General features: G+C 71.7%; 19 protein-coding genes. 4 read left to right on the plus strand and 15 right to left on the minus strand.

Features of this window, described 5'->3' with window-relative positions; genetic code table 11:
* Positions 1-90: 90 nt before the first annotated feature.
* The 3 genes from AB0383_RS35630 to AB0383_RS35640 form a co-directional block, all read right to left on the minus strand.
* The gene (locus tag AB0383_RS35630; RefSeq protein WP_366189648.1) at positions 91-1,284 is read right to left on the minus strand and encodes a GTPase; all 1,194 of its coding nucleotides are present in this window, start codon (positions 1,282-1,284) and stop codon (positions 91-93) included.
* On the minus strand, positions 1,281-3,053 hold the full coding sequence (locus AB0383_RS35635; protein ID WP_366189649.1) for an isoniazid inducible protein IniA: 1,773 nt from the start codon (positions 3,051-3,053) through the stop codon (positions 1,281-1,283). Before AB0383_RS35635 ends, AB0383_RS35630 begins: the two co-directional genes overlap by 4 nt.
* A 99-nt stretch (positions 3,054-3,152) precedes the next feature.
* A complete protein-coding gene (locus AB0383_RS35640) occupies positions 3,153-4,181 on the minus strand; it encodes an IniB N-terminal domain-containing protein (RefSeq protein WP_366189650.1) in 1,029 nt (342 codons plus the stop codon).
* Positions 4,182-4,703: 522 nt separating this feature from the next.
* Here AB0383_RS35640 and AB0383_RS35645 point away from each other — a divergent pair.
* Complete coding sequence (locus AB0383_RS35645) at positions 4,704-5,846, plus strand: molecular chaperone DnaK (protein ID WP_364186228.1); 1,143 nt, start codon at positions 4,704-4,706, stop codon at positions 5,844-5,846.
* Positions 5,843-8,407 (plus strand): helix-turn-helix transcriptional regulator, encoded by a 2,565-nt coding sequence (locus tag AB0383_RS35650; protein ID WP_366189651.1) that lies wholly within the window; start codon positions 5,843-5,845, stop codon positions 8,405-8,407. The genes AB0383_RS35645 and AB0383_RS35650 overlap by 4 nt, the downstream gene beginning before the upstream one ends.
* Before the next feature lie 228 nt (positions 8,408-8,635).
* Here AB0383_RS35650 and AB0383_RS35655 read toward each other — a convergent pair whose 3' ends face one another.
* The 3 genes from AB0383_RS35655 to AB0383_RS35665 are packed head-to-tail and all read right to left on the minus strand — an operon-like array spanning position 8,636 to position 10,564.
* Entirely contained in the window at positions 8,636-9,379 is a 744-nt protein-coding gene (locus AB0383_RS35655) for a ferredoxin reductase (protein ID WP_364186225.1), read from the minus strand.
* Positions 9,349-9,948 carry a sulfite oxidase-like oxidoreductase gene (locus tag AB0383_RS35660; protein WP_366189652.1) on the minus strand — a complete coding sequence of 200 codons (600 nt, stop codon included), beginning with the start codon at positions 9,946-9,948 and terminating at the stop codon, positions 9,349-9,351. The genes AB0383_RS35655 and AB0383_RS35660 overlap by 31 nt, the downstream gene beginning before the upstream one ends.
* Positions 9,949-9,988: 40 nt before the next feature.
* On the minus strand, positions 9,989-10,564 hold the full coding sequence (locus AB0383_RS35665; protein ID WP_366189666.1) for a pentapeptide repeat-containing protein: 576 nt from the start codon (positions 10,562-10,564) through the stop codon (positions 9,989-9,991).
* Positions 10,565-10,741: 177 nt separating this feature from the next.
* On the opposite strand from AB0383_RS35665, the gene AB0383_RS35670 reads away from it, so the two are divergent.
* Positions 10,742-11,035, plus strand: a complete 294-nt coding sequence (locus tag AB0383_RS35670) for a hypothetical protein (RefSeq protein WP_285969862.1) — start codon at positions 10,742-10,744, stop codon at positions 11,033-11,035.
* 105 nt (positions 11,036-11,140) lie between these two features.
* Positions 11,141-11,935 carry a hypothetical protein gene (locus AB0383_RS35675; RefSeq protein ID WP_366189653.1) on the plus strand — a complete coding sequence of 265 codons (795 nt, stop codon included), beginning with the start codon at positions 11,141-11,143 and terminating at the stop codon, positions 11,933-11,935.
* A 3-nt stretch (positions 11,936-11,938) separates the two neighbouring features.
* Here the strand turns inward: AB0383_RS35675 and AB0383_RS35680 are convergent, their stop codons facing one another.
* The 9 genes from AB0383_RS35680 to AB0383_RS35720 all read right to left on the minus strand — a co-directional run bounded on the left by AB0383_RS35680 (position 11,939) and on the right by AB0383_RS35720 (position 21,704).
* Complete coding sequence (locus AB0383_RS35680; protein WP_366189654.1) at positions 11,939-12,901, minus strand: cytochrome P450; 963 nt, start codon at positions 12,899-12,901, stop codon at positions 11,939-11,941.
* Between the two features lie 5 nt (positions 12,902-12,906).
* The gene (locus tag AB0383_RS35685) at positions 12,907-13,179 is read right to left on the minus strand and encodes a hypothetical protein (RefSeq protein ID WP_366189655.1); all 273 of its coding nucleotides are present in this window, start codon (positions 13,177-13,179) and stop codon (positions 12,907-12,909) included.
* Positions 13,176-13,859 (minus strand): TetR/AcrR family transcriptional regulator, encoded by a 684-nt coding sequence (locus AB0383_RS35690; RefSeq protein WP_366189656.1) that lies wholly within the window; start codon positions 13,857-13,859, stop codon positions 13,176-13,178. The genes AB0383_RS35685 and AB0383_RS35690 overlap by 4 nt, the downstream gene beginning before the upstream one ends.
* Positions 13,860-13,950: 91 nt before the next feature.
* Positions 13,951-14,538 carry a hypothetical protein gene (locus AB0383_RS35695; protein ID WP_364186215.1) on the minus strand — a complete coding sequence of 196 codons (588 nt, stop codon included), beginning with the start codon at positions 14,536-14,538 and terminating at the stop codon, positions 13,951-13,953.
* Positions 14,535-16,157, minus strand: coding sequence for a substrate-binding and VWA domain-containing protein (locus AB0383_RS35700; RefSeq protein WP_366189657.1), 1,623 nt, complete (start codon positions 16,155-16,157; stop codon positions 14,535-14,537). Before AB0383_RS35700 ends, AB0383_RS35695 begins: the two co-directional genes overlap by 4 nt.
* Complete coding sequence (locus tag AB0383_RS35705; RefSeq protein ID WP_366189658.1) at positions 16,154-17,305, minus strand: toxic anion resistance protein; 1,152 nt, start codon at positions 17,303-17,305, stop codon at positions 16,154-16,156. The genes AB0383_RS35700 and AB0383_RS35705 overlap by 4 nt, the downstream gene beginning before the upstream one ends.
* Positions 17,305-18,396, minus strand: a complete 1,092-nt coding sequence (locus AB0383_RS35710) for a hypothetical protein (RefSeq protein ID WP_366189659.1) — start codon at positions 18,394-18,396, stop codon at positions 17,305-17,307. The genes AB0383_RS35705 and AB0383_RS35710 overlap by 1 nt, the downstream gene beginning before the upstream one ends.
* Before the next feature lie 231 nt (positions 18,397-18,627).
* A complete protein-coding gene (locus tag AB0383_RS35715; RefSeq protein ID WP_364186210.1) occupies positions 18,628-20,055 on the minus strand; it encodes an ATP-binding protein in 1,428 nt (475 codons plus the stop codon).
* Complete coding sequence (locus AB0383_RS35720; protein WP_364186208.1) at positions 20,052-21,704, minus strand: FAD-dependent oxidoreductase; 1,653 nt, start codon at positions 21,702-21,704, stop codon at positions 20,052-20,054. Before AB0383_RS35720 ends, AB0383_RS35715 begins: the two co-directional genes overlap by 4 nt.
* Positions 21,705-21,742: the final 38 nt, after the last annotated feature.

Consider the following 21,742-nt stretch of genomic DNA (forward strand, 5'->3'; position numbering starts at 1 on the left):
GGCTCCCTTCGCAGGCACCAGCGCCATAGAGTGCTCTATGGTGCGACGCCGAAACCCCCGCCGTCAACACCCCGGCCAGGGGAAACTCGCTCAGGCGAAGAGCGCCAGCACCCCTTCGGCGCTGCGCACCACCACGTGCGCGGCCGCGCGCTCGGCCGGCGGGCGATCCTGCCGCTCGGCCTCGTGCCGCCACCGCAGCACGGCGTCCGCACCGGCGGCGTAGACCTCCCGCGGGTCCGTCTCGAAGTCGAGGCCCAGCCGTTCCTCCGGCGTCGTCCCCTGCGCCCCCAGCAGCCGCACGGCCTCGTCCGCGGGGTCACCGGACAGCGCGGTCCGGCCACCGCGGATGTCGGCGATCAGGCGCAGCTCCGTGAAGTCGTGGGCGGTCGCCGCGAAGCGCTCCACGCGCGCCTCCAGCCGGTCACTGCCCGGCCGCGGTTCGTTCTGCAGCACGGTTTCCAGCCGCACCACGGCCGTACGCGCCTTCAGCGCCTCAGCGCGCGCCGCGAAGCACCCCGCGACGGTGTCCCGCAGCTCCCCCAGACCACTGCGCCGCACGAGCTCCGTGGACAGCTTCACGCGGCTGTCGCTGCCCGTGCGGATCAACGTCAGCGCCAGCTTCACCCCGAACAACCCGAACCGCGAAACCAGCGAACGCCGCGTGTCCACCGAAACCGGCCCCGGGAACGCGGGATCGGTGAACGCGTCCACCGACAGCAGGTAGCGCTCCAGCTCCTCGCGCGGCACGGCGGCGAACGCGGCCAGCAGCTCGAACTCGTCGTCGGTGAACGCGCGGGCGCCGTACGCGAGCTGCGCGGCCACGGCGATCACGCCCTGCGCTCCGCTGCACAGCGGGTCTTCGCGCCACGCCCGGCGCGCCAGCTGCTTGGCCGTGAGCAGCGCGTCGATGCGGCCCGCGCCCGTTTCGTCGGCGCGCGCGAGGACCAGGACCGTGTCCACGGCCGTCTGCCGCGCGAACGCCGAGCGCGCGGCCGGGTGCGTGCTCGCCAGCTCGTCGGGCTCGAGGTGGCGCAGCAGCCGCACGGTCGCGTCGGTCACCACCGAGGCGGACGGGTCGTCGACGAGCGTCAGATCGCGCAACGACCGCGTTTCGCCGAGTGCCGCGGCGAGCGTCGACTTGCCCGTGCCCGGCGCGCCGGTGATGCCGACGCGCAGCGGTTCGTCGAGGTGGTTGAGTGTTTCGTGCAGCGACGCGGCCGCGCGCGAGCTGTCGCGGTAGAGGCCGCAGGCTTCGGCCAGCAGGCCGCGGACGTCCTCGGTCACGCCGGCAGCTCCCTCGGCGCGCGGCCCGCGAGCACACCCAGCTCGCCGGCGCGCTGGTGCAGACCGGCCAGCCGCTCGATCTCGCGGCGCAGCTTCACCATCCGCCGTTCGCGCTCGGCCGAGCCGGCGATGATCGTCTCGCGCTCGCGCGCGAGCTGGTCGGCCAGCTCCTCGGCCAAGCCGGTGAAGTGGTCGCGCAGCTTCCGCTGCACATGGCGGATCGCGTCGCGGCACTCCTTGGAGAAGCGCAGGAAGACGTCGTCGACGTGGCGCTGCGCGGTCATCTTCGCCACCGCTTGGCGGCGCTGCAGCCGCATGCCGCCCTCGTCGCTGATCGTCTTCGCCGCGAAGGCCGCGCCCGCGCCGAGCGAAACGGGGTTGATCAGCGGCAGCCCGGCGAGGCTCGTGACGAGGCCGAACATGAGCACACCGCCGTAGGAACCACGCAGACCCGTGAACAGCTTCTGCCCGATCTTGAACCCCTCGATGCGCGGCTGGCGGACGTCGGCGATGAGCTCGGCACCCGATTCCCCGAGCCGCAGATCGTGCAGGTCGTACTGCGCCCCGAACGCCGCGGCGACGGCTTGGGCGATCCACTCCGCGCGGTCGGCGGTGAAGTTGTAGTTCGTCTCCACGGCCTCGGCGAGCGTCTTGTCGAGCCACGGCCCGAACTCGTCCCACACCTTCACCGGGTCGCCCTTGTCGAAGGTCTCGTCGATGGTCTCGACGATCTTGCGGGTGCGCTCGCGCAGGTCGTACTCGGCGTCGGACTGCAGGTCGGCGATCTCGTCGGCCAGCAGGTTCTGCCAGCGGGTGTTGCGCTTGCGCAGCTCGTCGGCCTTGCGCTGCGCGCGGTGCAGCAGGGTCGTCTGGTCCACGCCCGCGTCCTGCCCGGCGAGCTCCGCACGGGCCCGCAGCATCTCCACGAGCTCGGCGGTCGCCGCACGCACGCTCAGGGCCGCCAGCACGGCGCTCGTGTGCTCGGGCGGCCGCGCGGCCTGCTCGGCGATCCACGTGAGCAGCGGGGGGAAGCCGGAGCGCGAGTTGAGGTCCTGGTCCCCCGCCTTCGCCGCGGCCATGCGCACGGTGGCCGACACGGGCAGCACGGGCGAGTCGATGCCGGCGCCTGCCAGCAGCGCGCGGTCGCGTTCGGCGACGGCGCGCCAGCTCGGGCAGACGTCGATCTTGGTCAGGGCGACCACGACGTGGGGGCACCACGTGCGGACGTGGTGGGCGAGCGCGACCTCCGCCTCGCTGAGCGGGGTCGTGGCGTCGGAGACGAGCACGACGGCGTCGGCGTCGGCCAGCACGTCGAGGGCGGCGGCGGTGCGCGGCGAGCGCGGGTCGCCGATCGCGGGGGTGTCGACGAGCACGAGGCCCGCCGAAAGCAGTTCGCGCGGCACGCCGACGTCCACACGGCGCAGCGAGCCCGGGGGGCGTGCGCCGAGTTCGCCGGTCAGCTTTTCGACCGGCACGGGCACGCGTTCGTTGCCGCGGCCCACGAGCGTGGCCGTGGGTTCGGCCGAGTAGCCGATCTCGACCGGCACGGCGGGCGTCGCGGCGTCGCCGACGGCGCAGACGGGTGCGTTGAGCACGGCGTTGACCAGGTAGCCCTTGCCCTGCTTGGGAAAACCCAGCACGGCGACTCGGGTCGCGCCTGGCGGCCGGTCGCGGCGCCGGCGCAGGCGTTGCACCAGGTCTTCGCGGCCGTGGGACCGGCAGGCGTCCAAGGTCTCGTCGAGCACTTCGAGCCAAGCGGAAGCGGTCACGTCGAAGGAGTGTCCCCCGTGCACGAGGAGTGAGCGAACCGGGTGGTGGCTCCGCGGTCGCACCCAGACCGCGGAGCCACTCCCGTCAATGCCTGCGGATCACAGGTGCAGGTCGAGCCCGCCGCCGCCGTGGCTGGTCTCGACGCCGGCCTGGAGGTCGATGCCCAGCGTGTGCTGGCCCAGGTCCGTGACGGCCGAGACGGTGTCGTGCACCGCGCCGAGGCCGGCGTCGGTGCCCGTGTGCGCATCGGTGCCGGTGTGGGTGTCGGCGCGCTCGCCGCCCAGGTCCGGGACGACCGAGTGCGTGAGGCCCTGAACCTCGTTGGTCACGCCGCCCACGGCGTGGTCCAGGCCGCCGGCACCGAGGCCGCTGGTGAGGTTGCCGACCTGGTCGGTGACGGAGCCCGCGAGGTCGCTGACGTGACCCTCGACGCCGCCGGCGGCCTGGGCGAGGTTGCTCGTCAGGCCACCCACGGGGGCCATGGCGCCACCGGCGACCGGCAGGTCGCTCGCGTGGAGCGGCGCGGAGCCGTCGACGGCACCGGTGACCTGGCCGGCGACGTCCTGGACCTGCGCGACGGCGCCGCTGACGGCACCGGCGTCGAGGCCGCCCGAGAGGTCGTTGACCAGGCCGAAGGCGCTGGTCGGGTCCTGCGCGAGGGCGGTGACGCCCGCGGCGGTGTTCTGCAGGTCGGTCACGCCGGACAGCGTGCCGACGGCGGGCAGCTCGCCCACGACCGGGAGGTCGCCCACGGCGGGCAGCTCGCCGACGGCCGGCAGCGCCGGCAGACCCGGGACGGCCGGGAGGGTCGGGACCGAGAGGCCGTCGACGCCGGGCAGGCCCAGCGACGAGGTGAGCGCCTGCAGCTGCTCGATGGCGCCCGCGGGGCCGTCGGCGAGGACACCGGTGAGGTCGCCCGCCTGCGGCAGGGCGGGGAGCGCGCCCAGGTCGTCGACCGGGATGTAGTCGAGCACCAGCGGCATGACCTCGTGCACGTCGGCGGCGCTGATGTCGCCGAGGCCGGCGGCCTGCAGGGCGGCCTGCGGGTCCTGGGCGAAGGCGGCCAGCGACATCGGGTCGCTGAGCAGGGTGAGCGTGAAATCGTGCAGGGTCTGCACCGGGTCCATGTGGGGATCTCCAGAGGTGTTGACTGCGGGGGATTGGCCCGGCCGTCCCCGGCCAGGTTGCCGATGAAGGTAGAGACGGGGCGCCCGGTCCACATCGGGGTTCACTCCCAGTTGTCGCGCGTTCCGCCGTTAGGGGGTCGGCGGCTCCCCGTTAGGGAGCGGGGGTGACTCATCGGCCCACCAGTGGGGTTAAAACCGACATTCGCGCGTCGTCGGTGACCCGAACGCGTGAGGATCGCCGGGGGCCCGGGGATCCGGCTGCGCACCCCTCCGGGACGGCCCCTCGAAACCGGCTCCGCACCCCCGTTCACATCGGCGTTCACTAACAGTCGCAGCTCGCTCAGCCGTTAGGGGGTCGATATGAGATCGTTAGGGAGTTACGGGCTCATCCGTTCGGGGGCTCGGTTGGGTAAATCCCACCCGAGCTTGCCCGGATGACCCGAACGGGTGAGGATGGCGTTCCCCTAGGGGGCGGATTGCTCTCCTTGGCCCGTCCCGGTGCGACGAAGGGAGGAAGCGGCGTTGCCCTATGTGCTCGGCATCGATGTCGCCCACGCCCGGACCCACGCCGCCACCCGCCGGAAGCTTGCCGACGGCTGGGGCGCCCCCGAACCGCTGTGGCTCGGCGAGAGTTCGCCGGCCGCGGCCACCGCGTTATTCCTGGACGATGAGGGTTATCTGCTCACCGGCGACGCTGCGGCGCGCGCCGGAACGAGCGTTCCGTCTCGATTGCTGACGGGGTTCCACCGCCGCATCGGCGACGACGTCCCCGTGTTCGTCGGGGGCGAGCGGTTCTCGCCGGAGTCACTCACCGCAGTCCTCGTCGAGGGCATCGCGGAGCACGCGGGCGCTCAACTCGGAGGAGCACCCCGCCACCTCGTCGTCACTCACCCCGGTGATTGGGGCGACTACCGGCGTGACCTTCTGCGACGAGCGCTGGGTGAATCCGGCTTCGCCGCCGTGACTTTGGTGCCCAGTTCCATTGGCGCCCTTTATGCCCATCTGCCCGATCCCGGACCCGGCGACCGGACGGCGGCGGTGTGCGAGTTCGGGCCCGACGGCGTCACCGTCACGCTCGCCACGGCGTCCGGCTCGGGCGGCTGGGTGGCGCGCACGAGCACCGAGGGCGTGGCGCCCGCGGCGGCTGTGAGCACGGCTTTCGCGCTCGCCCACGGGATTTCGGTGCTGCCCGACGCGTTGGCGGGCATCGTGTTCTCCGGTGAACCCGGGCCGGGGGCGCTGCCGGGCCGGTTGCCGTGCCCCGTGTTCGCCTCACCCCAGCCCCCGCTCACGGCCGCGTTCGGAGCCAGTAGCCTCGCCGCTCAACGGATGAGCCCGCCCGCCCGGCGGGAGCAGCCCGTCGCGGAGACGACCCTGATCCCCAAGGTCGACTCGGTGCCCGAGCTCGCCGAGCGGCCCTCCCCGCCGCCGGTGGACATCACGCCGTTCGAACTGCCCCCGTCCGAAGGCGCCGCGAAACTGCTGCGCCGCTGGCGTCCGCTCGCCGCGGCCGCCGCGGTGCTCGCGATCGGTTCCTCGGTCCTGATCGCCGCCCTCTCCTCCCACGAAGCCACGGCGGACAAGGGAACCGCCCCGGCCCACCCCGCGTCCCTCACGTCATGCGCCCGCCCGGGCGCGGCCCCCACCGGTGAAGGTCACTGTTGAACGCACTGCTGGCGAAAACCGGCACCGACGCCGTCCACCCCGTTGCGCGCCTGCTCCTCGCCGAGCTGGCGGCTGCGACCGCCACGCCCGCGCGGCTCGTGGTCGTCGCGCCCGGTGGCTACGGCAAGACCACGCTGCTCGGCGCTCTCGAGTCGGGCTGCCGCGAGGCCGGCGTCGACGCGACGCTCGTCGACGACGCCGACCAGCTCGGCGAGGAGGACGTGGCGAGACTGACGGCGCTGGCGGGACCGGTCGTGCTGGCGCACCGGCCGAACCCGCGTTCGGAAGCGTTGCGCGCGTTGGCGGAACCCTTCGCCCGTCAGGTGGCGCTGCCGCCGCTGGACGCCGAGGAGGTCGGGGCGCTCGCGCGGCAGCTCACGGGCCGGCTCGTCGACGGGACGGCTGCCGCCGCGTTGCACTCCCGCACCGGCGGGGTGCCGCGGCTGGTGGAGCGCGCGGTGACCGGGCAGCTCGGCGAGTTCCGGGCCGAGCTGGCGGAGCTCGACGACGACGTGCTGCGGTACTTGATCGCCGCAGAGGCCGGGGCCGGCCGCAATCTCGACCTGCTGTGCGCCTTGCTGGAGCTGGCGCCGGATCGGTTGCCCGAGGTCGTCGACGGTGCCCGCGCGACGGGGCTGCTCGACGCGAACGACGGGTTGTTGCCGGTCGCCGCGGAGGCCGTGCGGACGTACGGACCGCCGGCTCGTCGGCTGACGGTGTTGCAGCAGCTCGTGGAAATCCAGCTGCGGGGCGGGTTGCCCGTGCTGGAGCTGGCGAAGTCGTTGCTGGACACGGGAAGTTCGGGTGCGAGCGCGGCGGCTGCCTTCGCGGCGGCCGCGGGTGAGGCGTTGCCCGGGGACACGAAGCTGGCGGCGCGGCTGTTCGAAGCCGCCGCCGAGGCGGGGGCGCGCGACACGGCCGTGACGACGGGGTGGGCCCGGGCGGCGGCGTTGTCGGGTGACCTGGACACGGCGCTGCGGCTGGGTGACGGGATGTTGAGCGGCGACGATCCCGAGGCGCGGGCCGCCGGGGCGGAGATCGCCGCGACGGTGCTGGCGCACCGGGGTGAGCTGGCGCGGAGTGCGGAGCTCTATCGGTGGGCCGCGGCGGCGGACGCTTGTGCGCCCGGTTTCGGCGACGGTGACGCCGGGCCGGATCTGACCGCGTCGACCTGGGGTGCGCCCCGACCGACACCCGGCCACAACGCGCCCGTGCCCGGGGAGGTTTGGGCGCCTTCGTGGAACAACGCCCGCGGGCCCGAGGTGTACCGGTGGGCCGGGCGCGGGGCCGCGAACGCGTTCGCCGCGATCGCGCTCGTCGGGTCCGGCCAGCTGGACGCGGCGCGGACCTTGGTGGACGCGCCCGTGCCCGGGGTGGCGCCGACGTTGTTCGCCGGCGCAGTGGCGCGGACGGCCGGCGGCATCGTCGACTCGGTGAGCGGGCAGGGCGCGGACACGCTCTCGGCGCTCGTCGGGGCGGCCGCGATGCTGGAGCCGGCCGCCACGGGCGCCCCGCTGCCGGACAGCCCGGCCGCGCTGGCCGCGCTCGTCGGGCTGCACTCGGGTGAGCTGGGGCTGGCCGAATCGGTGCTGGACCGCGCGCTGGCCAGCGACGTCGGCGGCGACCTGCTCACCGCGCGGCACCGGCTGTTGCTCGGCTGGGTCGCGATGACCAGCGGGCACCTCACGGCCGCCGCCGAACACCGCGACGCCGTGGCGGGCACCCGCCTCGAAGCCCGCGACGAGCTCTTCTTCGCGACGCTCGAACTCGGCCTCGCCCGGCGCGCGAGCGACCTGGTGGGGCTGCAGCAGTCGTGGGACCGCGCGTACCAGGCGTCAATGCGGCAGCAGACCGACCTGTTCACCCTGCTGCCGCTGGGCGAGCTGGCCATCGCCGCCGCCCGCACCGGCGCGCACGCGAAGCTCACGCGGCAGCTTCGCCACGCCCACGCCATGCTCGGCGAGCTCGGCAACCCTCCACTGTGGACGGTCTCCCTGTGCTGGCACGAGCTGCACGCCGCCATCACCGTGGAAGACCTGGACACCGCTTCCCACCAGCTGGCCGCCCTGACGAGCTTCGCCGGCCACGGCCGTTACCCCGCGGCGCTGGCCCGCGCCGCCACGTGCTGGCTCGCGGTCCTCGGCGGCGCCTTCGACCACGACGAGGTCTCCGCGGCCGCCGCCGAACTCCACGAACTCGACCTCTGCTGGGACGCCGCCCGGCTGGCCGGCCAGGCCGCCATCCGCACGTCCGACCGCAAAGCCATGGTCCAGCTCCTCGAAGCCGCCCGCCAGTTCCAGGCCGGCACCGGCCGCCGCGAATCCGCCACCCCGGAACCCGGCGCCGCCCCCGGCCTCAGCACCCTGAGCGAACGCGAGCTCGAAGTCGCCCGCCTCGTCGTCGACGGCCTGACGTACAAACAGGCCGGCAGCAAGCTGTTCATCTCCGGCAAAACCGTCGAACACCACATGGCGCGGATCCGGGCCAAGCTGGGTGCGGCGGACCGGCGTGAGCTGCTCGCGACGCTCCGGGAGCTGCTCGCCAAACCCGACCTGTCCTGAGGCGCGGCGGGCGCGTCAGTCAGTCGCCGCTGGGGCCGAACCCGCACAACGCTGCCGGCCCCGGCGCACCGGCAGCTGCCCAAGCCCGCGGCCACTGGCGAAGTCGGCGCGGCGCACGACCATCCCCACCCGGAAGCGACGGCGCCGCCGACCGGCGTGAACTGCTCGCGACGCTCCGGGAACTGCTCGCCAAACCCGACCTGTCCTAAGCCACAGCAGGCGCCTCAGTCAGTCGCGGCTGGGGCCGAAGCGTTCCGTGCGGATCGAGTGCGGCGAGTGGCCCAAAGCCAGCAGAGCGTCGGCCACCGTTTCCACAAAAGCGGTGGGCCCGCAGACGAACGTGGTGGGCCCGAAGTCCGCGGGCCAGCTCGCCGTGTTGAGGGTCGCGACGCTGATGCGCCGCGGAATCCCCGGGGCGCCGTCGGGGAGTTCGCGGGTGTAGACGTACGTGACGTCCAGGCCGGCGTACGGCTTGCGCAGCTCGGTGGCGTAGTAGAGGTCTGCGGGGGTCCGCACGGAGTACACCAGGCGGAACAACGCGCGGCTCCCGGCGGCGCGGCGGGCGCGGATCATCGCCATCAGCGGCACGACGCCGGAGCCGCCCGCGACGAGCAGGACGGGGGCGGGGTCGGTGGGGCGCCAGACGAACCAGCCGCCGATCGGGCCGCGGATCTCGACGGGGTCGCCCACGGCGTAGGGGCCCGTGAGGTGTTCCGAGACCTCGCCGCCGGGGACGCGCTGGACCGTCAGCTCGAGGCGGTCGCCGTCGGAGGGCGCGGCGAGGGAGTAGCTGCGCTGGGCGGTGTAGCCGTCGGCGGCGGTGAGGCGGACGTCGACGTGCTGGCCCGCGAGGTGGCCGGGCCAGCCGGGGACGTCGAGCACGAGGGTGCGGGCCGTCGGCGTCTCCTGGCGGATCTCCGCGAGGTACGCGACGCGCCAAGCTAGTCGCCCTGATACCGCTGTTCGCGCCATGGGTCTCCGTAGTCGTGGTAGCCGGAGGACTCCCAGAAGCCCGGCTCGTCCTTCGTGGCAAGTTCCAGCCCGCGCACCCACTTCGCCGACTTCCACAGGTACAGGTGCGGCACCAGCAGCCGCGCCGGCCCGCCGTGTTCCGGGGTGAGCGGCTTGCCGTTGTACTCGTACGCGATCCACGCCTGCCCGTCGAGCAGGTCGGCGAGCGGCAGGTTGGTGGTGTAGCCGCCGTAGGAGTGCGCGAGCACGTAGTCGGCGGCGGTGTCGAGGTCGCCGATCAGCGTCTCCACGGGCACGCCGCGCCAGCGCGTGTCGAGTTTGGACCACTGCGTGACGCAGTGGATGTCCACGGTGAACTTCTCGCTCGGCAGGGCGGTCAGCTCGCGGAACGACCACGAGCGCTTCTCGCCCTTCTCCGTGGTCACCGCGAACTCCCACTTGTCCAGGTGCACGCGCTGCGTCGGGCCCGCCGACAGCACGGGGAAGTCCTCCGTGAGGTACTGGCCGGGCGGCAGCCGCGGGTTGCCGCCGCGGGCGCGACCGGCGAACCCCGGCGTGATGACACCCATCGCGGACTCCTTTCGCCAACCCTCCGACGCCCAGCGCAGCCTACCCGCGAACGTGCAGTCCGAGCGATGTCACCAGCACCGTAGCTTGTTCAGGCGACACGATCGCCCCGCCGAGCTCGGCGTGCACCGGGTCGAGCGCCGACAGGTCACTCCCCCGCAGTTCGGCGCCACCGAACTTCACCTCCAGCAGCTCGGCACCCGACAGATCGACGTCGGCGAACGTGGCCCCCGTGCAATCCGCGCGCGTGAGGTCGGCCTCGCGCATCCGCACGCCCTGGAAGGTCGAGCCGCGCAGGTCCGCGCCCGCGAGTCCCGCGAACGACCAGTCGCCCCCGAGCACCTTCATCGGCCGCAGCGAGCACTCGGTGAACCGGCTCCCCACGAGCTTGCACCCGCTGAACTCCGCGTCGAACAGGTTGCAGCGCGTGAAACCGCAGCCGGTGAACGCCGTGTCCACGTGCTTCGAGGCGTTGAAGCGCACGTTGCCGAACACGCAGTCGACGAACGAGACACCGCGAGTGACGGCCTCGGTGAGGTCGACGTCGTGGAACTCGCACCGCTCGAACCGCCGCCCGGTGAACTCCTCGGCGTACCAGTCTTCGCGGCGGAAGGTCAGCTCGGTCGCCGGACGCTCGGACTCTGGGGGCGCGGACTCTGAGGGCTCAGCGGTGTCGGGCACGCGGCCAGGCTATCCGCCGCGCACCGCTCGTCGGCCGGCCTGCCCCGTCGACCAACCGGCGCAATTTGACCGGTGACGCGTTTCACCCTCACCCGGAAGTGGGAATTAACCAGCATGTCCAGATGGCGAACTTCCACCAGAACCAACACGGCAGCCCGAGTGATCACCGGAATCGGCGCGTTGTTCGCGTTCATCGAGGTGCTCTACCTGGTGATGCTGCTCGCCGGCGCCAACGCCGCGAACGGCTTCTTCATCTTCATCCGGTCATTGGCCGACCCGCTCGCACTGTTCTTCCCGGGTCTGTTCCCGGTGAGCAACCCCGACCTCGCGGTCATCCTCAACTACGGCCTCGCCGCGGTGTTCTGGCTGGTCGTCAGCGGGATCATCGCGCGGCTCGTCGCCCGCTGACCCGTTTTTGCCCCGGCCAAACGTGTTTCACGCCAATACCGGAGAAAAGCGCGGTGAACGCCACAGCCGGAAGCGACCGGTTACCGCGCCCCATACGATGTCCGGGTGAGCGAAGGCAGATGGTTCGAGGGCTGGCCCGAAATCGCGGGCCTCGCCGCCGCGGCGAGTCGTTCCCTGCTGCCGAACGTGCCCGCCACGCCGGCTGCCCTCGCCCGCACGGTCACCGAACAGCTCGTCGGCCGCCGGCTCACGGCGAAGGCCAACGGCGGCGAAGCCCGCTTCACCCTGACCGAAGTCGACTACCCCGCCGATTCCCTGCGCCTGGCCACCGGCCGCCTCGGCGACGTGGGCCTGGTCGCCGAGGACGTCGAGTGGCCGACGTCCGCGACGAGCACCATCCCGCTGCGCCGCGTTGTCCTGCTGGCCAAGGACGTCCGCCTGCGCAGTCTCCCGACTCCCACCGTGGTTCCGGGCGAGGTCGAGCTGGGCATCACCGTGCCCGGCAGCGTCGTGCGGGAACGCGTGGCCGACGCCCGGCCTGGTCTCGTCGCAACCCCGCACGACGACGGCTTCCAGGTGCGCTGGGCCAAGCACCCCGGCTGGGGCCGGCTCACGCTCACGCCCGCCATCGCCGCGGACGCCGTGGCGCTCACCCCGACGACCCTCCACATCGGACAGCGGGAGTTCCGCGCCCCGAAACGGATCCGGCCCGTCGTGCTGCCGCTGCCCGAGCTGCCGAAGGGGCTGCGGCTCACCGCCGTGCGGCCGGCCGAGGACGAGCTCGTGCTCCACACCGTCGCCGACGAGTGGCCCGAGCGCCTCTCCCGCGTCCCGCTGCCCGACCTGCTGGCCTGGCTCACGACGGCCGCGCTCACGCTGACGCTGCCCCGGTTCCGGTAAAGCTCAAGACCACGCCACCGGCAGGGAATGCACGCCGTAGACGAGCATGTCCGTGCGCAGCGGCACTTCCTCGGCGGGAATCGCCAGGCGCAGCTCCGGCAGACGGCCGACCAGCTCCGCGAGCCCGACCCGCAGCTCGGCCCTCGCCAACTGCTGCCCCAGGCATTGATGCACCCCATGTCCGAACGCCAGGTGCGGCGTGCGCGGACGCTTGAGGTCCAGCCGTTCCGGCTCCGGCCAGTGCTCGGCCGCGCGGTTGGCCTGCGGCACCGAGATCAGCACGGTGTCACCCGCCGGGATCGTGACGCCGCCGACCTCGAGGTCCTCCGTCGCGACGCGGTTCGGTCCGATGTGGATGATCGACAGGTAGCGCAGCAGCTCGTCGACGCCGTTGTCCAGCACGGACGGGTCCTCGCGCACCAGAGCCAGCTGGTCCGGGTTTTCGAGCAACGCGAAAGTGCCCAGCGCCAGCATGTTCGCCGTCGTCTCGTGGCCCGCGCCGAGCAGCACAGTCGCGATGTCGACCAGTTCCTGCTCGGTCAGCGCCGGGTCGGCGTCGCCGTGGATCAGGCCGGACACGAGGTCGTCGGCCGGGTGCTCTCGCTTGTGCGCCACCAGCTTGCGCATGAACGCGTAGATCGACTCCGAGGCTTTCGCCCGCTCCTCGTCGCTCTTGGTCAGGTTGAGCGCGATGCCGGTGTGCTCCTGGAACTGGGCGCGGTCCGCGTAGTCCACGCCCAGCAGTTCGCAGATCACCAGCGACGGCAACGGCAGCGCGAACGCGGGCACGACGTCGCCCTCGTTCCCGGCCGCGCGCATGGCGTCGAGGTGTTCGATCGAGATCTCGCGGATCCGCTCTTCCAGCAACTGCATGCGCCGCACGGTGAACTGGCCGGTGAGCAGCCGGCGCAGCCGCGTGTGCTCGGGCGGATCCATGAACAGGAACCGGCCGTCCTCGCGCTGCACCACGTCTACGGGCAGCGCGCCTCGCCGACCTCGTCGGGGCGCAGGTCCATCGCGCTGCGGTTGCGCACGTTGTCGGAGCTGAACCTCGTGTCGGCCAGCACCGCGCGGGCCTGCTCGTAGCCGGTCACCACCCAGGCGTGCGCGCCGTTGACCAGCTCGATCCGCGACACCGGCGCCTTCTCCGCGAGCACGGCGGGCGGGTCGAACGGGCACTTGCCGCGCTCCAGCATCTCCGGTGGGACGGGACGGCGCATCGTGGGCGGTTTCCTGGCGGTCATCGACGGTCCTTCCGGGTGGTGGGGACACGCGGAGCGGTCAGCAAACCGGTGAGGGCGTCGGTCAGGGCCTCGCCGACCAGCGCCCAGTCGGCGGGCACGCCAGTGGCCGCCGCGAGCCGCTCCTGCTCCGCGCACGTATGGATCACCGCGACGCGCGCGGTTTGGCTCCGCAGAGCCGATTCGGCGGCCGGCAACGGTGTCACGTGCGCCCACACCGCGGCCGTGCCCTCGACGAACTCGACCGCCGGCACGGGCTCGACGCCCTCCACGTCCAGGAGCGCCGGATCGGTCACGACCTGCGCCAGGAACCGGGCGCACCAGCTGGGGTTGCCGAGGCTCGCGAGGTGCTCGGTGTAGGGCAGCACGAGGCTCGCCACGTGGTCGCGCGGCCGCTTCGAACGCCGCACGGCCGCCACTCGTTCCTGCGCACGCGCTGCGATCGGCTCGACGTGCGAGCGCGTGATGGCGCGGATCAGGTCTTCGCGCGTGCCGACGTGGTAGGCCAGCGCGGAGTTGTTGGCCTGACCGGCGGCCTCCACGATCTGGCGGTTCGACACCTGCGCGAGCCCGCGTTCGGCGAACAGCCGCTCCGCCGTGTGGAGGAGCAGCTCGCGAGTCGCCTCGGCCTGTTCCCGGCGCGAGCCCGGTTCCGATGTGCCCGTTACCGATGTGCCTGCCACCAGCGCACTCCCTCGTAAGACGATCTTCTTACGAAGCTAGTACTAAGACACGCGTCTGACAACCATCCGGTCGGAAATCACCGAACCGGCATCAAGACTCTTCACCGAGGTAGCGCGTGTGGTCCTCCTGGCGGTTCACGTCCGCCGAGTAGTACTCGCCGGCGAGCCTCTCCGCCTTGCCCCGCAGGAGGTCCAGCTGCTTCGCGAGCTCGTCCTCCGCACTGGTGCCGTCCGCGTCACGCCGCGAGGCGAACCAGCGCGGCAGGTTCAGGTACGTCTCCACCGACATCGGCAGGTCCGTGCGCGCGAGCAGCAGCACGCGGTACTGCAGGTCCGGCGTCGAGGCGAGCCGCAGCGGGTCCTTCAGCAGGTCGGACAGCACCTCGGCGACGTGGCGCACACCGTCCACAGCGGACGGTGGCAGGCGCCCGGAGTGGCTGGACACCGTCTGCACCAACGTCTCCAGCGACGAGCGCACCTGCGCCGCCTCCACGGTCGGGTCGACGACGAGCCGCACCTTCTCCGGCGGCGCGACGAGCGCGCCCGCCGTGTAGAGCACGGCCATGACCACGAACATCAGCCACAGCGGCCCGATCACCCCGACCGCGTACAGCACGAGGCCGATCAGGCCGCCGACGCAGCCGGCGATGTTCTTGGTGGAGCCGAACCAACGCCTCATTGGTACCCGCGAATCTCCTGGAAGACACTGGACAGCTGGGTGTTGCGGGCATCGAAGACCTTGCCGCCGGTCATCGTGGCGACCTGCGTGAGCTCGTCGCCGCTGCCCTCGCCGAACAGCACCGTGAACACCGGGTTCTGCTTCATCGCCGCGGGCAGCGACGCGAAGGAGGACTTGAAGCCGTCGAGGTTCGAGCCGCTCTCGTTCTGCCCGTCCGTCATCAGCACGATCGAGTTGAACCGGTCCGGGTCCTGCGCCACCAGCGGTTCCATCACCTGATACGCGCGGTCGAGGCTGTCGTAGATCGCGGTGCCGCCGTCGGCCTGCAGGCCTTCGGCGAAGCTCTTGATCTTCGCCAGCTCGCCCTGCGGGTTCTGCTCGGGCACGGTGAACGTGACCGGCTGGCCCGGCGCGGTGTTGAACGGCAGCATCGTCACCTCCTCGCGGCTGCGGAACTGCCGGTAGCGCCCCACGAGCGAGTTGTCCGCGCCGGTGAGGCCGGCCAGCGCCGAGCGCAGTGCCTGGATGCGGTCGCCCTGCATCGAGCCCGACGTGTCGAGCACGTACAGCGTGCGCGACGGACGGCGGATCTTGCTGAAGTAGGCCGAAAGCAGCGCGTCCACGGCCTGCTGTGTCGCCGGGAACGGCAGCTCGACCAGGTCGTGGGGCACGAACTGCGCGCCGAGCTGCACACCCGGAACCACCGGACGCCGCTGCGTGACCTGCATGATCCGCCGCTGCACGTCGGGCGTGCGCAGGTAGTCGGTGAGCCGCTGGTGCGCGTCGCGGGCGTCGTTGCTCGCGCGGGTCAGCAGCGTGAGCGGGTAGTCGGCAGTGACGACGCCGTCGCTGGGGTAGATGAGTTTCAGCGGCTGCGGCAGCTTGCCGGAGGAGTTCATCGACAGCAGCACGGACTCGTAGTTGACCAGGCCGTCGACCTTCGCCCCCGGGTCCTGGCCGGTCGCGCGGCGCTGGAACGCGTCGGAGAGCCAGCCCGACGAACCGGCCGACATCACCTGCGCGCTGAAGAACTGCGTGAGCTGCGGTGTGACGGCGCTGATCTGCTGCGCGTCGATCGCCGTGCCGGAGTGGGCCAGCGCGGACGCGACGCCCACCAGCGCCGAGAAGCCGGAGTTGGACGCCGACGGGTCGGTCATCCCGTAGGTGAACTCCTTCTTGCCCGCCGCCGCGGCGATGTCACCCCACGTCGGCGCCGACTTGTCCCACCCGAGCCGCTGCGCGACCGGCTGCGACAGGCCCAGCACCACCGGCGAGCTCATGATCTTCACCTGGTTGCCCAGGCGCTTGGCCGCCTCGGGAATGCCCGCGGGGTAACGGTTCGAGGAGAACCAGACGGCGTCGTACTTGCCGTCGAGGCTGCCGTTGGCGAGCGACTCGGCGCCCTCCAGCGTGCCGGTGAACGTGGACTTCACCTTCACGCCCGTGGCCTTCGCGGCCTCGTCGAGCACCGGTTGCATGTCGGCGAGCTCGCTACCCGCGAGGATGCGCAACGTGCCGGCTTCGGGCGGCCCGCCGTCGGTGCCGGAGCTCGGATCCGACGACGAACACCCCGTCACCAGCAGTGCGGCGGCGAGCGCCAGTACCGCGAGTTTCTTCACAGCTCCCCCTCGTGCGAACGGCGCAGCCGGTCCTCGGCGCGCCGCAGCTCACCGGACAACGACTCCACTGTGGACGCCATGTGCAGCACGGCCTCGGCCTTGAACCCGTCGATCGCGTCGAGGGCCGAGTAGATCCGATCGAACGAGTCGCGCAGTGTGTCGACGGCGACCGCCGGGTCGCTCGACGCTTTGCGGATCTCCGCGCTCTGCGACTCCAGCAGTGCGGCGTTCGCGCGCAGCAGGCCGTCGGTGGTCGACTGCAGGGCCGCGACCTCGTCGAGCACGTCGCGCTGGTTGGCCAGCGCCGCGCTCACCAGCAGGGCCACGCGCAGCGCGGAGACGGTGGTGGACACCGCCCGCTCGACGCCGCGGATCAGCTCGTCGTTGGTGCGGCGCACCAGGTCCAGTGCGAGGTAGCCCTGAGCGCTCACGGCCAGCTGCGTGAGCACGTCCTGGTGGCGCTGGCGGATCGGGTACAAGATGTCGGCGCGCAACGCGTTGGCGTGCGCGGGATCCGTGAGGTCGAAGACGCCGACCTGCCGGTCGATCGCCCCGTCCACGGCCTCCGCGAACGCCGCCGCCTCGGCGAGCCGGCCGAGCGTGGCCCACAGGCGTTCGCGCTCGCCCTTGAGCGCCGCGTTGTCGCGCCTCAGCACGTCCTGGCGGGTACGCAGCTCGCGGACCAGCGCGTTCACGGGCTCGTTGGCCGCGCGGTAGCGGTCGAGAGCGCGCTTGGCACTCGCGGCCGCCGGGAAGATGCCCAGCAGCTTGCGGCCGGTGATCGGCAGCTTGGCCGGGTCGAGCTCCGCGACCGTGCGGCGCAGCTCCACCAGGCTCGTGGTCACCTGCTGCTGCGGCGTGCCGACGGAGCCACGCGCGGATTCCAGCGCCTTCGTCGACCGGTCGAGCATCGTGCCCGCGACCGTGGCCGCCGCGCGCATGTCCGCTTCGCCGACGGCGAGGAGCTCGTCGAGCAGCGTGGTGAACTCGGGCGACTTGACGTCGAGCGCTTCCAGCCGCGTCGCGAACTCACCGGCGCGACGAGCGATGTCGGCCCGCGTGTCGTCACCGAGCGCGATCAGCCCGGCGGCGCGCTCCACGGGGACCGCCGCCACCGGCTCCGGCGGGGTGAGGGTGAAATCGTCCATCAGTACTGCTTCTGGATCGCGTCGAGCAGCCGTTCCAGCGTCTCGAACGACGGTGGCTCGACCGTGTCCACGAGATCGGCCGGCACCGGGGCCTTGGCCGCGGCCACGACGTCGCGGAACCGCTGCGGGTTCGTGGTGCGGAAGCCGAACGTGGCGGCGAGCTTGCCCAGCTCCGGATCGGTCGAGAGCAGCTGGCCGACCTTGTCTCCGTTGGGAGAGAACGGAACCAGCGTGTGCTTCGAGTACACCGTGGGCGCCGTGTAGAGCATCCGCATGTCGGGCTGGATCGACCCGTCGTGGCGTACGAGACGATCCACGTACTGCGACTCGTAGATCAGCGCGAGCGGCGTCTTTCCCATGCCGGCCGAGAGGTAGTCCTCGAACGGCCCCTCGGTGCTGTTCTGCGTGTACCCCTGGTCGAGGAACAGCTTCGACACCTGGGGCAGCACTTCGGCTTCCTGGTCCGGCGTCGAGACGACGTTGTTGCCGTTGGCCACGAACGACACGATCGACAGGTACATCGCCGCGGAGTTCGACTCCCGTGGGTCGGTGGTCGTCACGAGGATGTTCTTGCGCACGGGGTAGGAGGTGTTGCCCGGCAACTGGTCCCAGCGCGTGCCGGCCTGGGTGAGCTGCAGGTACTTCGCGATGTCGAGCACCTGGTAGTCGCCCGCGCCTTTGTGCACGGCGCCCGCGGCGCTCAGCAGCGAGACGATCGGCTCGAACGTCGCGATCGCCATCGGCGACTGGAACGGCGTGTACACCGTGGTCACCTTGCGGTCGCGGTGGATCTTCTGCGCCGCCGGCGACGACGAGGGGAACGCGAACTCGTACTTGGCGAGGTCGACGGTGGTCGCGATCTGGCGCGAGCCGGCGGTGTCGACCTCCACCTTCAGGCCGTGCTTGGCAAAGGCGTCAACCACGCGCTGGTCGGTGAAGAAGGCCTGCTTCTCCGAGCCGATCACCCCGCGCACGACGGTGAGGTCACCCCCTCCCGACGCTTCGTCGCTCCCGGACCGCCCCCACACGATCACGGCCACGACCGCGAGCACCAGAACCACAGCCAGCCCGATGGACAACCGGCGTTTCACGAACCCACCTTCCGCACGTCCCGCGACGCGTCACCTCGGATCCTTCAGCCCCCGCAACTCGTTTGACGCGCGGCACGAGGAGTTCGAAGTGAACGATCAATGAACGAACGGGGTCGATCGGGGTCCGGGGAGGTCCAGGCTTTTCCTTTGGCGGAAGGGAAATCACGAACCGCCCGCGTACCGCAGCCGGTTGATCACGGCGGCGGCGCGCGGGCGGTCAGCGCAAACGGCTCAGAGCGAGGCTTGTTCCTCCACCGGCAGGCAGATCTCGAACCGCGTGTCGCCCGGCACGGACGTCACCTTGATGTCGCCCGAGTGCCGTTCCACGACGATGCGCCACGAGATGTCGAGGCCGAGGCCCGTGCCCTCGCCGACGCCCTTGGTGGTGAAGAACGGCTCGAAGATGCGCTGGCGGACCTCTTCCGGGATGCCTGGGCCGCTGTCGCCGATCTCGACGCGCACCTGCTTGCTCTCCTGCCACGTGCGCAGCGTCAGTGTGCCCTCGCCGCCCATGGCCTGGACGGCGTTGTCGATGATGTTGGTCCACACCTGGTTCAGCTCGGCCGCGTAGGCCGGGATGTGGTCGATGCCGCGGTCGTAGTCCTTGACGACCCGGATCTTGTCGCCGATCTTGCCCGACAGCATCACCAGCGTGGAGTCGAGTCCTTCGTGGACGTCGATCCACTGGTGCGGCGCGCGGTCCATCTGCGAGTACTGCTTGGCCGCGCCCACGAGCACCGAGATGCGCGTGGTCGAGTCCTCGATCTCGCCCATGAGGATCTCGGTCTCGAGCGCGTACGCGAGCCAGCGCAGGGCACCGTCGAGCAGGCCCTCGCCGACGGATTCCAGGACGCCGTCGAGGTTCTCGGTCTTGAGCCCGGCCGCGACGAAGATCGCGGCAAGGTCCCAGCCCTGATCGATGTCGTGGTCATCGAACCAATCGCTGATCTCGTCCTCGCGGTCGGACTGCTGCATCGCCGAGAGCCGTGGCGCGTCGGCAACCGTCTTGACCAGCTGTTCCTGGACGTCGAGCAGCTGCTCCAGCAGGTCCGGATCGATGTCCTTCTTCGCCAGCAGCGCGAGCTTGTGGCGCATCCCGGCCACGCGCTCGCGCAGCGACGCCGTGGCGCGCACCGCGGCCGCGGCCGGGTTGTTGAGCTCGTGGGTGAGCCCGGCCGACAGCTCGCCGAGCGCGAGCAGCCGGCGCCGCGACGAGATCACGGTGTCGGAGTTGCGCCAGCCGAGGTACATGCCCTCCAGCAGGTGCGCCGCCATCGGGAACCACCTGCGGAACTCCACCGCGAACTCCGCCGAAGGCAGCGCGAGCAGCGTCAGGTCCCCGATCGCCCGCACGGTGGCGCCGTAGGTGTGCTCGGTGTCCTGGTGCACGAAGAACTGCGTCGCGCCGAAGTAGGAGCCGCGCTGGTCGGAGCGCTTCACCTCGACGTCGGCGCCGCTCACCAGCCGCGACATCCGCAGCGCGCCCGAAAGCACGATGTAGAAGCAGGTGGCCGGATCGCCCTCTCGGTGCACCGTGGTGTCGCCCTCGTAGTGCTCCAGCACGGCGTGCTGTTCGATCCAGTCGAGCTGCTCGTCGGAGAGGTGCTCGAACAGGAAGAGGCCGCGGAGTTCTTCGCGCGGCAGTGCGGGCTCCTTCACTGTTCCTCCAGGTAGCGGTGGACCAGGGTGACGGCCATGGCGCCCTCGCCGACGGCGGAGGCCACGCGTTTCACCGACTGCGACCGGACATCGCCGGCCACGAACACGCCGGGCACGGACGACTCAAGGTGGTACGGGTCGCGGTCGAGCGGCCACCCGGCCGGCTTGCGGCCCTCGGCGACCAGGTCGGGCCCCGTCTGGACGAACCCGTGGTGGTCGCGCTGGATCACGTTGCCCAGCCAGTCGGTGCGCGGCGCCGCGCCGATGAAGATGAACAGGTGCCCCGTCTCGACCTTCTCCGTCGTGTCGCCGTGGCACAGGGTCACGGCCTCGAGGTGGTCGGCGCCATGGGCCTTGACGATGGTGGTGCCCGTGCGAACGGTGATGTTCTCGATGCCCGCGATCTGCTCGATGAGGTAGTGCGACATCGACTTCTCCAGCGAGTCGCCGCGCACCAGCAGGGACACCTCGCTCGCGTGCTGCGCGAAGAACACCGCCGCCTGGCCCGCGGAGTTCGCGCCGCCGACGATGTAGACGTGCTGGCCCTTGCACTCGGGCGCTTCCGTGGCGGCGGAGCCGTAGTAGACACCGCTGCCGGTGAGCTCGCGGATGCCGTCGGCCTCGTGCGCGCGGTAGGTGACGCCGCTGGCGAGGATCACGGCGTGGGCGGCGATCTCGGAGCCGTCGCCGAAGGTGACCACGCGGCTCGACCCGCGCACCTCCAGCCCCACCACGTCGCGCGCGGTGAGCACCTCGGCGCCGAACTTCTGCGCCTGGCGCCGGGCGCGGTCGGTGAGCTGCGCGCCTGAGACGCCGTCGGGAAACCCGAGGTAGTTCTCGATGCGCGAACTGGTGCCCGCCTGGCCGCCCGTGGCCTTGCGCTCGACGAGCACCGTGCGCAGGCCTTCCGACGCGCCGTACACGGCCGCGCCGAGGCCGGCCGGGCCGCCGCCGATCACCACGAGGTCGTAGAACTCCTGCGCCGGCCGCGTGGACAGGCCCACCGCGTTGGCGATCTCGCCGCCGGTGGGCTGCTTCAGCACCGTGCCGTCCGGCGTCACGACCACCGGGATGTCGGCCTCCACGGCCCCGGCGGCCTGCAGGATGCGGCCGCCTTCGTCCTCGTCCACCGAGTACCAGCGGTAGGGCACGGCGTTGCGGGCGAGGAAGTCGCGGACCTTGAACGAGGGCGCCGAGTACCGGTGGCCGACCAGCTTCGTCTCCTCCACGGACTTGTCGCCGACCGCGAGCCACGTCTCCACCAGGGAGTCGATGACCGGGTACAGCTTCTCCTCCGGCGGGTCCCACGGCTTGAGCAGGTAGTGGTCGACATCGACCACGTTGATCGCCTGGATGGCCGCGTCCGTGTCGGCGTAGGCCGTCAGCAGCGCGCGGCGGGCGTTGGGGAACAGGTCCATCGCCTTCTCGAGGAAGGCGATCCCGTCCATGTGGGGCATGCGGTAGTCGGCGAGGATCGCCGCGACGGCGTCTCCGCGCAGCTTGATCTCGCGCAGGGCGTCGAGGGCGTCGGCCCCGGAGTCCGCACGGATCACGCGGTAGTCCTTGCCGTAGCGGCGACGCAGGTCACGCGCGACCGACCGCGAAACAGCGGGGTCGTCGTCGACGGTCATCAGGATCGGCTGGCTCACACCCGACAGCCTACGGCGTGCCCTCGGGCAGGGAGAAC

The sequence above is a fragment of the Amycolatopsis sp. NPDC051373 genome, from assembly GCF_040689465.1.
GTDB lineage: Bacteria > Actinomycetota > Actinomycetes > Mycobacteriales > Pseudonocardiaceae > Amycolatopsis.